Source organism: Sporosarcina sp. FSL K6-1508, from assembly GCF_038007465.1.
GTDB classification, from domain to species: domain Bacteria; phylum Bacillota; class Bacilli; order Bacillales_A; family Planococcaceae; genus Sporosarcina; species Sporosarcina psychrophila_B.
In genome coordinates, this window is record NZ_JBBOXF010000001.1 from 779,998 (window position 1) to 793,372 (window position 13,375).

Below are 13,375 nucleotides of genomic sequence, written 5' to 3' on the forward strand. Positions count from 1 at the left end.
TGACGATACAATGAAATTCCCTGCCTATGGTCTGCATTATTATTGCTTTTTCATCTATTAGTCTAGCCGAAGGAAATAACGAAATGCCTTTTTTAAAAAAACTACTATTTTTCTCATAGTTTTAAGCACCTAGTATTGACGTTAATTGGAAGACTTGGTATGATGAAATGGTTAAGAGAATTATGTCGAATTTTGACGAAAGCAAAAGTATGGAAAGGAGTTTTAGTCATGAAATCCACTGGTATTGTAAGAAAAGTTGATGAACTTGGACGTGTGGTAATTCCGATTGAATTACGCCGTACACTTGGTATTGCACAGAAAGATGCTTTGGAAATTTACGTTGATGAAGATAAAATCATTTTGAAGAAATATATGCCAAATATGACATGCTCGATTACGGGCGATGTGTCTGACGACAATTTAAGTCTTATCGATGGTAAGTTGATTTTGAGCCCAGAGGGCGCAAAACAACTCATCAAGGAAATTGAAGATAGCTTAAAAAAGTAATTTTATAATACGATTATCCAGACCGGTTATCCGTTCTGGATCTTTTCTATTTCACACGATTTTGTTGCATTTATTCAATTTCAACATGAAATTCTTTATAAACGTCACGACGACTTAGTCCACGGTCATTTGCTACTAGTCGAATTGCCTCTTTTGAACGAATATCTTCTCTTTTCATCAATTCTGATACATGATCACGGATTTCCAAGTTGCTCCACCACTTCTCCTGCTCTTCGACAACCACTCCATCACTGCCTCCGATAACAATACAGAACTCCCCACGTATCTCATTTGATTCTGCCCATAAAACAGCTTCCTCAAGCGTTCCACGAAGGAATTCCTCGAAACGTTTTGTCACTTCCCTTGCAAGGGCAACAGAGCGCGTCCCGCCAAAACTCACCTGTAATGCACGCAAGGTTTCTTTCAGCCTATGGGGTGCCTCATACAAAATGACTGTCTCTTCCCGTAGTTTTAAATCGTCTAATTGAATGTTCCGATCTTTCTTCTGACGCGATAAAAAGCCAAAAAACGTAAAAGGCTGCGGTACTAATCCGGAAGCGACTAGCGCACTGATTGCCGCATTCGCACCTGGTACCGGAACCACGTCATACTCCGCAACTATCGCTTTGGATACAATGTCTGCGCCCGGGTCAGAAATGCATGGCATGCCTGCATCACTCACGAGTGCAACAGTCTTTCCTTCCGCCAGCATCGTTAAAATCTTTTCGCCACCAATTTCAATATTATGCTCGTGATAACTCGTGAGCGGCGTCTTAATTTCAAAATGGTTACATAACTTAATTGTATTGCGTGTGTCTTCCGCCGCGATCATATCTACTTCTTTTAGGATACGAACCGCCCGAAATGTCATGTCTTCGAGATTGCCGATTGGTGTCCCGACGAGAAATAGTTTTCCACCGCCCAATTCAGCACTTTTTTGTGATTTCATTCTCGTTTCGCCCCTTTCTGATATAAAGTTCTTTCGCATTTCTCTTCAGTTGTTTAAACTGGTATTCCGCCTGCATGGCTTCACGTTTCGTTTCATAACTTTCATGATAAATACATCGGACAGGCCGTTTTGCGCGGGTATATTTAGCGCCCTTCCCTTCATTATGTACACGAACACGCTTTTCTAAATCATTCGTATAACCGGCATAGTAAGAGCCGTCTCTGCATTCTACTACATAAAATAAGTGATCACCCATTGTGGCCATAAAGGAGAAGCCTCACTTCTTCCGTATATTCATTATCCGAGCCGTACACATAAAGAGGAGGCAACACCTTCAAGTCCGGCTTGCCGTCTTTAATCCCCTCTATCAGCAAGGTGTTCGCTTCTTTTCCTTCTTTCGGATAAACGAACCGAATTCTTTTCGGCTCAAGCCGATTCGCACGCATTGCCGTCACAATGTCGAGCAAACGCCCAGGACGGTGAACAAATGCTGCCTTTCCGCCCTGCTTTAGCAATTCACTTGCCGACTGGATAGCCTGCTCCAGCGTTAGATGGATTTCATGCCTCGCAATTGCCAAATGCTCCGATAAGTTTTTTTCACTTGCCCCCTGTGCTGGAAAGTAGGGCGGGTTACATGTTACGGTATCGTATTTTTCATATCCAAGTTTTGCTGCAATCCCTATAACATCCCCATTAATAATCTGAATGCGGTTTTCCAATCCGTTATACCGGACACTTCTTTCAGCCATATCTGCAAGCCGGTCCTGCAATTCAACGGCAATAATATCAGCGTTTGTTCTGGCGCTTAAAAACAGCGGTATCGCTCCGTTACCTGCACATAAATCTACAATTTTCCCTGAGCGTACTGGAAGATATGCAAATCTTGCAAGCAATACTGCATCCAGAGAAAATGAAAATACCGACGGACTCTGAATAATCCGCAGACTTTCCGCCAATAAATAGTCAAGCCGTTCATCATCTTTTAAAATATCATCCATATTACTTTCCTCCATAATAGAACTGCGTAAGGCGCCAAATTAAGAAACTTACTCTAACTTTGCCGCCAGTTGGCTACAATAAAAGAAAAGCCGATGCCTACATGACAATAGGATCGGCTCACTTTACACGTTTTGCTTATTTAAAAATGAGAGGCAGAATAGACAATCTTCCCCTTTACGGGTACCGCCATAATGGACATTACAGACGTGGAACCCTTCGTTATACAGACGTGCTAAATTATCGACACCTTCACCAACGTCCGTTTTATTCGGTTTTTTCCGATGTTGTCGCGTGTTGATGGTCTGCGTTTGTTCATCTATCTGTTTATCCATTTCTTCAAGCCGCTTGCGCAAATGATGGTTTTCGAGTTGAAGCGAATGGTTCTCTTCCGTCATCTGCGCGACGAATCCAATCAATTCGCGGAATTGCTTTTGCATAGATTCGAGTTCTTGCTCAAATTCCATAACCCTATCCAGAAAGTTTTTTTCTTTCAACTATCCCACCTCATTATTTTATCAATTGAGCCATATTGTTTTTTTGATCCATTATTTCTTCTAATGTATATTCCAACACTAAGTCCTGATCTGCCATACTTACTTGTAAAAGACGTTCAAGAAGATTCAGACCAACAACTTTCCCGGGCCCTTCCGGCGTTTGGACACGCGTTCCAATGTCTGGCATAATCGCTTTTGCTTCTTCATAATCATCATTCTCATATTTCAGGCAGCACATAAGACGTCCGCATAAGCCTGAGATTTTTGAAGGATTGAGTGATAAGTTCTGATCTTTAGCCATTTTTATCGAAACCGGTTCAAAATCACCAAGGAACGTCGAACAACAGAGCATCCGACCACAAGGTCCGATACCGCCAAGCATCTTCGCTTCATCACGCACACCAATTTGTCGCAGTTCAATACGCGTCCGGAATATCGCAGCCAGATCTTTAACAAGATTCCGGAAGTCGACACGGCCTTCCGCTGTAAAATAGAAGACAATTTTGTTTCGATCAAATGTGTACTCGACATCGACGAGCTTCATCTCTAACTTATGTTCTATAATTTTTTCTACGCCCGTACTGAAAGCCCTTTCAGCTTCAAGACGGTTTTCCTCTACTTTTTCAAGGTCCTCCGTTTGCGCTGGCCGGATAATCTTTTTGAGTGGCAAGACAACATCATTCTCACCAACTTCTCTTGCCACGCCTGTAACTTTACCGTATTCAATCCCTCGTGCAGTTTCAACGATGACATAATCACCTTCATCAAGTGCATAATCTAGAGGATCAAAATAATATATTTTACCCGCTTTTTTAAAACGGACACCTACGACTTTATACAACAAGTAACCCCTCCTGCATGCTGAGCACCAATTGTTCCATTAAAAGCGTGCGATTCATATTGCCGTGTAATTGCTTCTTCGCCTGCAATATTGCCTCCATATTAGCAGACAACCGGCTATATGTCATCTTCATCGAAAGACCTCTAAACAGTTCTTGCTGATCAGGAAATGCCACTGTAGACTGTAAATCAGCTTTAAACGCCACTACATCTCTGTAAGCATAAAGCAGTAAGTCAAGCCCGCTTTCAGTCTCTTCCTTCTCTTTAAATAAAGGGGACCATTCCGACTGGATGAATAGTAATGCTTCATGGACATGTCTTTCCGATGCTTCAACCAATTTTAACACTGTTTTTCGCATGTGTGCAAATTGATCATCGCCAGCAAGTCGAAATGCTTCATCCAGATTGGCTGTCACCATCGTAACTGTCGCTGCCATTGAAGAAGTAATCCCTTTTTCGACAAGCTTATTAATCATCAATTCTCTAGATGGCGGAAGAAAAGATAGCCGCTGACATCGTGATTGAATGGTCGGTAAAATTGATTGATAAGAATCCGTTAGAAGTATTGCTGTTACATCGCCCTCAGGCTCCTCGAGAAACTTGAGCAGTGTATTCGCTGCCGCCACATTCATGCGGTCTGCTCTGGAAATGATATATATTTTCCTGCCTGCTTCGTATCCCTTTTTCGTCATACTAAAAACAAGATCAGACATCTGTTCTTTTTTTATACCTTGTCCATCTGGCCGAATAATCGTTACGTTAGGATGATTACTGGACGCGACCCGCCGGCAGGAATTGCATGTTTCACATGGAACAGCATTTTCGGGGTTAATACAAAGGAGGAGTTTGGAAAAAAAGAGTGCAATCGCTTCTTTCCCTGTGCCACGTTCACCGTCGAATATATATGCGTGTCCAATCCGCCCGTTTTTATATGATGAACTTAATCGTTCTATTACCACTTTCTGCTCTAGTACCAGCCGATTATTTATTTCATCTGGCATGATAGTCCCCCCCCGTGTTCAAAAAAAACCGTGTTTCTCAAACGACAGAAAACACGGAATTACATGTATAGATTAATGAGTAGTCCTTTGATCTCGCCAATTTTAGCCAATAGATCGACAGACGTTTTTTCTTCATCTAATAAATCTTCCGCTAATTCAATAAGCCTCTCGTCTATTGTTTCGACAAGTTTCAAGCGACGCCCCTCACCGAAACGATTCCAAGTATGAGACTGCTTAAGTTCCAGTCCAGACTCTACGGCTTCTTTCAGAAAACGCCGAACCAGCATTTTGAATTTAGCCATGTCACGCAAATTACGTGAACGGGCAATTCTATCCCCGGCTGATGAAATATCCCCGAGAAGCTTGGTGACCTGTTCGCCATGAAGACGTTGCTCCTGTTTGACAACCATTTGGCCGAACCTCGCGTTGCCTTGAGGTGTCTGCAATGGGTCATTTCTCATCTTATCGAGACCGGCCCGGTAGTCACTATTGACTTTCACTTCGGTTCACCTCTATTCATCAAAAATGATGAAAATGTTCGATTGGAAGGACGAATACTGTAGCACCGCCCACTTCAACTTCAACAGGATAAGGAATGTAAGAATCTGCATTTCCACCCATAGGTGAAACAGGTGCTACCATTTGATCACGTGAACGGCAATTTTCCCGGATAAGTTCCAGTGCCTTCGGAACGAGTGCATCATCAGTACCAATAAGGAAAGTCGTATTTCCCGACCTTAGAAAACCTCCCGTACTGGCCAATTTCGTCGCTCGGAAGTCACCTTTGGTTAACGCTGTAGACAACCGGTTACTATCCTGATCCTGCACAACTGCCACAATCAATTTCACGATAATCTCCCCTTTTCCGCTTTCCAACCATTATATCATGAATCTGACTATTTAATGAGTTGGGAGCATATGATTTTCCAAACATTTTCCGTTACTTCCTCTTTGGAGAGCGAGGCATCTGTTACCTGTATCCGATTTGAATAGCGCTTAATGAGTTCTTGATAACCCTCATAAACACTTTCGTGAAAATGAATACTTTCTTTATCCAGCCTGTTTTCTTCACGTTTATCATTTGCTGCAATACGTGCAAGTCCTAATTCCGGTTTGATGTCGAAGAACACCGTTAAGTCCGGCATTCTGTCGCCGATTGCAAACTCGTTGATTGAAAGAACCTCATCAATACCCAATCCTCGCGCATACCCCTGATAGGCAAGCGAGCTATCGACGAAGCGATCGCATAAGACGATAGTTCCGTCCTTCAGCGCAGGAAGCACGTTCTCAACAAGATGCTGTCTTCGTGCGGCTGCATAGAGGAGCGCTTCCGTTTTCGCATCCATTTCCTGATGATCATTATCAAGAATTATCTCCCGTATCTTCTCCGCAATGCGGATTCCACCCGGCTCCCTCGTAAGTATGACATCCAATCCTTTATCTTCCAAACGCTTATATAACTCTTTGATGACCGTTGTCTTACCAGCCCCTTCAGGTCCTTCAAATGTGATGAATATACCTTTCTGTATCATACTATTCCTCCGTCCTATTCTTTACTACAACAAGCTGTCTTTCATTAATTCGTATGGCTCCTTGGAACTTTGCTCCCATGTGAAGTAATTCCCCAAGCATATGAATATGCCGATCCATTACTACCTCGCCAGCTAGCAAGAGCGGGATACCAGGAGGATAAGGAATAATTGAAGCTGCCGCCACACGACCCGCTGACTCTGCGTATGGAACCCACTCTAGTTCCATCTGTGCTATTTCCCCGGGCAGGTAAGCGAGACAGGAAAGCGCCTCGTCGAGCGGTAGCACAGCAACCCCTTTTATCGTTCTCTCGGATTCATCCAAGCGGGCAACCGCAATTGCTATTTTTTTATAAATCTCATCAAAGGGATATAGTACCTTTGTTTTTAGTAACGGCAATACGAATAATACTTGATATGGATCTGCGATTTCACCGTAAATTCCTACCGCTTCCAACTTCTTTTGTATGGTAAAACCTGAATAACCCTGAATACGCAAAATAAGCTTTAATGGATCATCCGTTTCAACCGTTTGCAACCCTGGAATCAGTTCTAACTGTTTGATGAAATGCATCCGCTGTTCCATAAAAGTATTTTTATCTTCTTCATTATAAGATTCTGCAAAAGCACGCGCGTCATCAAGCGAAGCCATCAACAAATAAGAAGGACTGCTAGACTGTAGCATCCCTAAGTAATGTGCAACTTTTTCTACTGCTATAAAGTCTGAGCGCACATGTAAAAATGAAGCCATCGTCATAGCAGGCAACGTCTTGTGTGCAGAATGCACAACTACGTCTGCCCCCATTCCTAATGCTGAGTGAGGAAACGGTTCTCCCACGACGAAATGCGCTCCGTGTGCCTCGTCTACCATAACCGGCACTCCATATCTATGGCAAAGCCTTATTATCTCTTCTAGTTCAATCCCTGTTACCCCATAATAGGTTGGATGTGTAAGAATAACAGCTTTTGCATCAGGATAGGCCTCAAGAGCTTTGCCAACTTGTATAGCGGTCACAGCTCCAGCTGTCATCGTATTCTGATCCCACGTCGGAGATACGAACACCGGCCTTGCACCAGTCAGTTCAATTGCATGAAAGATTGATTTGTGTGCATTACGCTGAACAATTACCGTTTCACCCGCTTGGCAAGCTGCATAAACCATTGCTAAGTTTCCCACAGTCGAGCCATTCACAAGAAAAAAACTCCGTTCTGAACCATAGAGGTCAGATAACTTCTGCTGCGCCTCTTCAATAACGCCAGTCGGTTCATGAAGATCGTCAAGACCCTCTAGTTCAGTGAAGTCATATTGGAGGGCTGCCCGTAACTCAGTCGGCAATCCAGAGAGCATCCCATTCTTATGCCCTGGCACATGCAATGAAATCGGATTTGCTTCTTTGAACTTGGTTAATGCTTCAATCAGCGGACGTTTAGGATCTGTCATTATAAATTGCACTTCCTTTTCTTCCTTCTATTATAGACGACATCCGGTGCGCATTAAGCGCAAATAAGGAAAGGTCTGTGAACGCGTGCGACCGATCATATAGCTTGGACGACCGCCCATATCCTATTCTGGACCGATCATATAACTTGGGCAACCGCTCATATCCTATCTCTGATTGACCATTTAACTGAGGCAACCGCTCATATAATTGGAGAAACTGCTCATATCAACTCTATCCCAGTTCTTCTAAATGCTTTTCTCTAACTATAAGTAAAAAGTCATTACCCATTCCACGGTAATGACTTTATTTTTATCCATTTCGCTAATTTTCACCAAAATAATATTTACACAATATAAAACGAGAGGATTCAAAAGAATCCTCTCGTTTTATATAAATCATGGTGCCCGGCGACGTCCTACTCTCACAGGGGGAAACCCCCAACTACCATCGGCGCTGAAGAGCTTAACTTCCGTGTTCGGGATGGGAACGGGTGTGACCTCTTCGCAATCGTCACCAGACTCTATTGAGCTTGTTCGCTCAAAACTGAATAAAACAGACATTGTGCTACACAGAATCAGGGTAATCAAGCCCTTTTCAAAATTGGTTAAGTCCTCGATCGATTAGTATCCGTCAGCTCCACACGTCGCCGTGCTTCCACCCCAGACCTATCAACCTCATCTTCTTTGAGGGATCTTACTTACTTGCGTAATGGGAAATCTCATCTCGAGGGGGGCTTCATGCTTAGATGCTTTCAGCATTTATCCCGTCCATACATAGCTACCCAGCGATGCCTTTGGCAAGACAACTGGTACACCAGAGGTATGTCCATCCCGGTCCTCTCGTACTAAGGACAGCTCCTCTCAAATTTCCTGCGCCCGCGACGGATAGGGACCGAACTGTCTCACGACGTTCTGAACCCAGCTCGCGTACCGCTTTAATGGGCGAACAGCCCAACCCTTGGGACCGACTACAGCCCCAGGATGCGATGAGCCGACATCGAGGTGCCAAACCTCCCCGTCGATGTGGACTCTTGGGGGAGATAAGCCTGTTATCCCCGGGGTAGCTTTTATCCGTTGAGCGATGGCCCTTCCATGCGGAACCACCGGATCACTAAGCCCGTCTTTCGACCCTGCTCGACTTGTAGGTCTCGCAGTCAAGCTCCCTTATGCCTTTGCACTCTGCGAATGATGTCCAACCATTCTGAGGGAACCTTTGGGCGCCTCCGTTACTCTTTAGGAGGCGACCGCCCCAGTCAAACTGCCCGCCTGACACTGTCTCCTGCCCCGATAAGGGGCATGGGTTAGAAGTCCAATACAGCCAGGGTAGTATCCCACCAACGCCTCATCCGAAGCTAGCGCTCCGGAATCCAAGGCTCCTACCTATCCTGTACAGGCTGCACCGGAATTCAATATCAGGTTACAGTAAAGCTCCACGGGGTCTTTCCGTCCTGTCGCGGGTAACCTGCATCTTCACAGGTATTATAATTTCACCGAGTCTCTCGTTGAGACAGTGCCCAGATCGTTACGCCTTTCGTGCGGGTCGGAACTTACCCGACAAGGAATTTCGCTACCTTAGGACCGTTATAGTTACGGCCGCCGTTTACTGGGGCTTCAATTCGAAGCTTCGCTTGCGCTGACCTCTCCTCTTAACCTTCCAGCACCGGGCAGGCGTCAGCCCCTATACTTCACCTTGCGGTTTTGCAGAGACCTGTGTTTTTGCTAAACAGTCGCCTGGGCCTATTCACTGCGGCTCTCTCGGGCTTTAACACCCTACCAGAGCACCCCTTCTCCCGAAGTTACGGGGTCATTTTGCCGAGTTCCTTAACGAGAGTTCTCTCGATCACCTTAGGATTCTCTCCTCGCCTACCTGTGTCGGTTTGCGGTACAGGCACCTCCCGCCTCGCTAGAGGCTTTTCTTGGCAGCGTGAAATCAGGGACTCCGGGGAATACTCCCCTTGCCATCACAGCTCAATGTTATAGGAACGGGATTTGCCTCATTCCACACCTCACTGCTTAGACGCGCATAACCAACAGCGCGCTCACCCTATCCTACTGCGTCCCCCCATTACTCAAACGGCGGGGAGGTGGTACAGGAATATCAACCTGTTGTCCATCGTCTACGCCTTTCGGCCTCAACTTAGGTCCTGACTAACCCTGAGCGGACGAGCCTTCCTCAGGAAACCTTGGGCATTCGGTGGAAGGGATTCTCACCCTTCTTTCGCTACTCATACCGGCATTCTCACTTCCAAGCGCTCCACCAGTCCTTACGGTCTAGCTTCGACGCCCTTGGAACGCTCTCCTACCACTGACATCTAAGATGTCAATCCACAGTTTCGGTGATTCGTTTAGCCCCGGTACATTTTCGGCGCAGCGCCACTCGACCAGTGAGCTATTACGCACTCTTTAAATGATGGCTGCTTCTAAGCCAACATCCTGGTTGTCTGGGCAACGCCACATCCTTTTCCACTTAACGAATACTTGGGGACCTTAACTGGTGGTCTGGGCTGTTTCCCTCTCGACTACGGATCTTATCACCCGCAGTCTGACTCCCAAACATAAATCATCGGCATTCGGAGTTTGTCTGAATTCGGTAACCCGGGATGGGCCCCTAGTCCAAACAGTGCTCTACCTCCGAGATTCTTAAGTTTGAGGCTAGCCCTAAAGCTATTTCGGAGAGAACCAGCTATCTCCAGGTTCGATTGGAATTTCACCGCTACCCACACCTCATCCCCGCACTTTTCAACGTACGTGGGTTCGGGCCTCCAGTAAGTGTTACCTTACCTTCACCCTGGACATGGGTAGATCACCTGGTTTCGGGTCTACGACCCCATACTCTGACGCCCTATTCAGACTCGCTTTCGCTGCGGCTCCGCATTCACTGCTTAACCTTGCATGGAATCGTAACTCGCCGGTTCATTCTACAAAAGGCACGCCATCACCCATTAACGGGCTCTGACAACTTGTAGGCACATGGTTTCAGGATCTATTTCACTCCCCTTCCGGGGTGCTTTTCACCTTTCCCTCACGGTACTGGTTCACTATCGGTCACTAGGGAGTATTTAGCCTTGGGAGATGGTCCTCCCGGATTCCGACGGAATTTCACGTGTTCCGCCGTACTCAGGATACACTCTGGAGAGAATGGACTTTCGACTACGGGGCTTTTACCCGCTGCGGCGGACCTTTCCAGGTCGCTTCGTCTAATCCATTCCTTTGTAACTCCGTATAGAGTGTCCTACAACCCCAGGAAGCAAGCTTCCTGGTTTGGGCTCTTCCCGTTTCGCTCGCCGCTACTCAGGGAATCGATTTTTCTTTCTCTTCCTCCGGATACTTAGATGTTTCAGTTCTCCGGGTGTGCCTCGTTTACGCTATGTATTCACGTAAACGTACTGTCCCATTATGGACAGTGGGTTTCCCCATTCGGAAATCTCCGGATCAAAGCTTACTTACAGCTCCCCGGAGCATATCGGTGTTAGTGCCGTCCTTCTTAGGCTCCTAGTGCCAAGGCATCCGCCATGCGCCCTTTCTAACTTAACCTTTCGGTTTTCAACAAGCTTACGCTTCTTGAATTCCTCTTTGGTGAATTCTCCTTTACAGCGATGTAAATCGGAATTCGTTAAAAGGCATTGCATGATCAACTCATTTGCATGTGCTGATCTAGAGAAATAAATTTCTCTACGTTGATTACTTGATTTGTTGCTATCAATGTCGTTTCATTCAGTTTTCAAAGAACAAGTTTTGAATGCTCATATAGTAGCTTCTTCAAGTGATAAACCTGCTTGAAAAGCGTAATGAACCTTCAAAACTGAACGCAAAACGTCAATGTGCAGACCCGTGGTCTACATTCCGTAATAATCCTTAGAAAGGAGGTGATCCAGCCGCACCTTCCGATACGGCTACCTTGTTACGACTTCACCCCAATCATCTGTCCCACCTTCGGCGGCTGGCTCCCGTAAGGGTTACCCCACCGACTTCGGGTGTTACAAACTCTCGTGGTGTGACGGGCGGTGTGTACAAGACCCGGGAACGTATTCACCGTGGCATGCTGATCCACGATTACTAGCGATTCCGGCTTCATGGAGGCGAGTTGCAGCCTCCAATCCGAACTGGGAATGATTTTATGGGATTGGCTCCCCCTCGCGGGTTGGCAACCCTCTGTATCATCCATTGTAGCACGTGTGTAGCCCAGGTCATAAGGGGCATGATGATTTGACGTCATCCCCACCTTCCTCCGGTTTATCACCGGCAGTCACCTTAGAGTGCCCAACTGAATGCTGGCAACTAAGATCAAGGGTTGCGCTCGTTGCGGGACTTAACCCAACATCTCACGACACGAGCTGACGACAACCATGCACCACCTGTCACCGCTGTCCCCGAAGGGAAAGGCGTATCTCTACACCGGGCAGCGGGATGTCAAGACCTGGTAAGGTTCTTCGCGTTGCTTCGAATTAAACCACATGCTCCACCGCTTGTGCGGGTCCCCGTCAATTCCTTTGAGTTTCAGCCTTGCGGCCGTACTCCCCAGGCGGAGTGCTTAATGCGTTAGCTGCAGCACTAAGGGGCGGAAACCCCCTAACACTTAGCACTCATCGTTTACGGCGTGGACTACCAGGGTATCTAATCCTGTTTGCTCCCCACGCTTTCGCGCCTCAGCGTCAGTTACAGACCAGAAAGCCGCCTTCGCCACTGGTGTTCCTCCACATCTCTACGCATTTCACCGCTACACGTGGAATTCCGCTTTCCTCTTCTGTACTCAAGTTCTCCAGTTTCCAATGACCCTCCACGGTTGAGCCGTGGGCTTTCACATCAGACTTAAAGAACCGCCTGCGCGCGCTTTACGCCCAATAATTCCGGACAACGCTTGCCACCTACGTATTACCGCGGCTGCTGGCACGTAGTTAGCCGTGGCTTTCTAATAAGGTACCGTCATGGCACGGGCAGTTACTCCCGTACTTGTTCTTCCCTTACAACAGAGCTTTACGATCCGAAAACCTTCTTCGCTCACGCGGCATTGCTCCATCAGACTTTCGTCCATTGTGGAAGATTCCCTACTGCTGCCTCCCGTAGGAGTCTGGGCCGTGTCTCAGTCCCAGTGTGGCCGATCACCCTCTCAGGTCGGCTACGCATCGTCGCCTTGGTAGGCCATTACCCCACCAACTAGCTAATGCGCCGCGGGCCCATCCTACAGTGACAGCCGAAACCGTCTTTCAGAGTTTGTCCATGCGGACAAACTGATTATTCGGTATTAGCCCCGGTTTCCCGGAGTTATCCCCATCTGTAGGGCAGGTTGCCCACGTGTTACTCACCCGTCCGCCGCTGAAATCAGGGAGCAAGCTCCCATCATTCCGCTCGACTTGCATGTATTAGGCATGCCGCCAGCGTTCGTCCTGAGCCAGGATCAAACTCTCCATAATAGAAGAAAATGAATAGCTCATTTCTTGCTGACTTGGGAGGAATCAAGTTCCTCCCCTGAATCTGAAGATTCAGTTGTGTTTCTTTTCATCCGACATAAGTCGGCTTACTTAGAAACGTTTTGCTCAAGTGCACGTGGCACTCTCGCTGTATTTCATTGACGTTTTGCTGTTCAGTTTTCAAGGTTCATTGTGTTGGAATCAAGT

11 protein-coding genes and 3 rRNA genes are annotated in these 13,375 nt (G+C 46.5%); 1 reads left to right on the top strand and 13 read right to left on the bottom strand.

What is annotated here, in order from left to right; translation table 11 throughout:
• The first annotated feature begins 228 nt into the window (after positions 1-228).
• The gene (locus tag MKZ11_RS03625; RefSeq protein WP_067213757.1) at positions 229-507 is read left to right on the top strand and encodes an AbrB/MazE/SpoVT family DNA-binding domain-containing protein; all 279 of its coding nucleotides are present in this window, start codon (positions 229-231) and stop codon (positions 505-507) included.
• 70 nt (positions 508-577) lie between these two features.
• On the opposite strand, the gene rsmI is transcribed toward MKZ11_RS03625, so the two are convergent.
• The 13 genes from rsmI to MKZ11_RS03690 form a co-directional block, all read right to left on the bottom strand.
• On the bottom strand, positions 578-1,456 hold the full coding sequence (gene rsmI, locus MKZ11_RS03630; RefSeq protein WP_340792674.1) for a 16S rRNA (cytidine(1402)-2'-O)-methyltransferase: 879 nt from the start codon (positions 1,454-1,456) through the stop codon (positions 578-580).
• A complete protein-coding gene (locus MKZ11_RS03635; RefSeq protein WP_340792675.1) occupies positions 1,434-1,721 on the bottom strand; it encodes a GIY-YIG nuclease family protein in 288 nt (95 codons plus the stop codon). The genes rsmI and MKZ11_RS03635 overlap by 23 nt, the downstream gene beginning before the upstream one ends.
• The gene (locus tag MKZ11_RS03640) at positions 1,705-2,454 is read right to left on the bottom strand and encodes a tRNA1(Val) (adenine(37)-N6)-methyltransferase (RefSeq protein WP_340792676.1); all 750 of its coding nucleotides are present in this window, start codon (positions 2,452-2,454) and stop codon (positions 1,705-1,707) included. The genes MKZ11_RS03635 and MKZ11_RS03640 overlap by 17 nt, the downstream gene beginning before the upstream one ends.
• A 123-nt stretch (positions 2,455-2,577) precedes the next feature.
• Entirely contained in the window at positions 2,578-2,949 is a 372-nt protein-coding gene (yabA, locus tag MKZ11_RS03645) for a DNA replication initiation control protein YabA (RefSeq protein ID WP_340792677.1), read from the bottom strand.
• Between the two features lie 13 nt (positions 2,950-2,962).
• A complete protein-coding gene (locus tag MKZ11_RS03650) occupies positions 2,963-3,790 on the bottom strand; it encodes a PSP1 domain-containing protein (protein ID WP_340792678.1) in 828 nt (275 codons plus the stop codon).
• Complete coding sequence (gene holB, locus MKZ11_RS03655) at positions 3,783-4,790, bottom strand: DNA polymerase III subunit delta' (protein WP_340792679.1); 1,008 nt, start codon at positions 4,788-4,790, stop codon at positions 3,783-3,785. The genes MKZ11_RS03650 and holB overlap by 8 nt, the downstream gene beginning before the upstream one ends.
• A gap of 59 nt (positions 4,791-4,849) precedes the next feature.
• Complete coding sequence (locus tag MKZ11_RS03660) at positions 4,850-5,290, bottom strand: YaaR family protein (RefSeq protein ID WP_340792680.1); 441 nt, start codon at positions 5,288-5,290, stop codon at positions 4,850-4,852.
• A 19-nt stretch (positions 5,291-5,309) separates the two neighbouring features.
• Positions 5,310-5,639, bottom strand: coding sequence for a cyclic-di-AMP receptor (locus MKZ11_RS03665; protein WP_149582625.1), 330 nt, complete (start codon positions 5,637-5,639; stop codon positions 5,310-5,312).
• 47 nt (positions 5,640-5,686) lie between these two features.
• Positions 5,687-6,322 carry a dTMP kinase gene (gene tmk, locus MKZ11_RS03670; RefSeq protein WP_340792681.1) on the bottom strand — a complete coding sequence of 212 codons (636 nt, stop codon included), beginning with the start codon at positions 6,320-6,322 and terminating at the stop codon, positions 5,687-5,689.
• Between the two features lies 1 nt (position 6,323).
• A complete protein-coding gene (locus MKZ11_RS03675) occupies positions 6,324-7,760 on the bottom strand; it encodes an aminotransferase class I/II-fold pyridoxal phosphate-dependent enzyme (protein ID WP_340792682.1) in 1,437 nt (478 codons plus the stop codon).
• A gap of 403 nt (positions 7,761-8,163) precedes the next feature.
• Positions 8,164-8,279 (bottom strand): 5S ribosomal RNA (gene rrf, locus MKZ11_RS03680).
• Between the two features lie 82 nt (positions 8,280-8,361).
• Positions 8,362-11,294: ribosomal RNA gene (locus MKZ11_RS03685) — 23S ribosomal RNA — on the bottom strand.
• A 325-nt stretch (positions 11,295-11,619) separates the two neighbouring features.
• Positions 11,620-13,171: ribosomal RNA gene (locus MKZ11_RS03690) — 16S ribosomal RNA — on the bottom strand.
• Together the 16S, 23S and 5S rRNA genes form the textbook arrangement of a ribosomal RNA operon.
• Positions 13,172-13,375: the final 204 nt, after the last annotated feature.

What these genes read in the sequence shown, in the direction of transcription:
- MKZ11_RS03625 (WP_067213757.1), top strand. Translation starts at nt 229, where the DNA reads ATGAAATCCACTGGTATTGTAAGAAAAGTTGATGAACTTGGACGTGTG.
- rsmI (WP_340792674.1), bottom strand. Translation starts at nt 1,456, where the DNA reads ATGAAATCACAAAAAAGTGCTGAATTGGGCGGTGGAAAACTATTTCTC.
- MKZ11_RS03635 (WP_340792675.1), bottom strand. Translation starts at nt 1,721, where the DNA reads ATGGCCACAATGGGTGATCACTTATTTTATGTAGTAGAATGCAGAGAC.
- MKZ11_RS03640 (WP_340792676.1), bottom strand. Translation starts at nt 2,454, where the DNA reads ATGGATGATATTTTAAAAGATGATGAACGGCTTGACTATTTATTGGCG.
- holB (WP_340792679.1), bottom strand. Translation starts at nt 4,790, where the DNA reads ATGCCAGATGAAATAAATAATCGGCTGGTACTAGAGCAGAAAGTGGTA.
- tmk (WP_340792681.1), bottom strand. Translation starts at nt 6,322, where the DNA reads ATGATACAGAAAGGTATATTCATCACATTTGAAGGACCTGAAGGGGCT.
- MKZ11_RS03675 (WP_340792682.1), bottom strand. Translation starts at nt 7,760, where the DNA reads ATGACAGATCCTAAACGTCCGCTGATTGAAGCATTAACCAAGTTCAAA.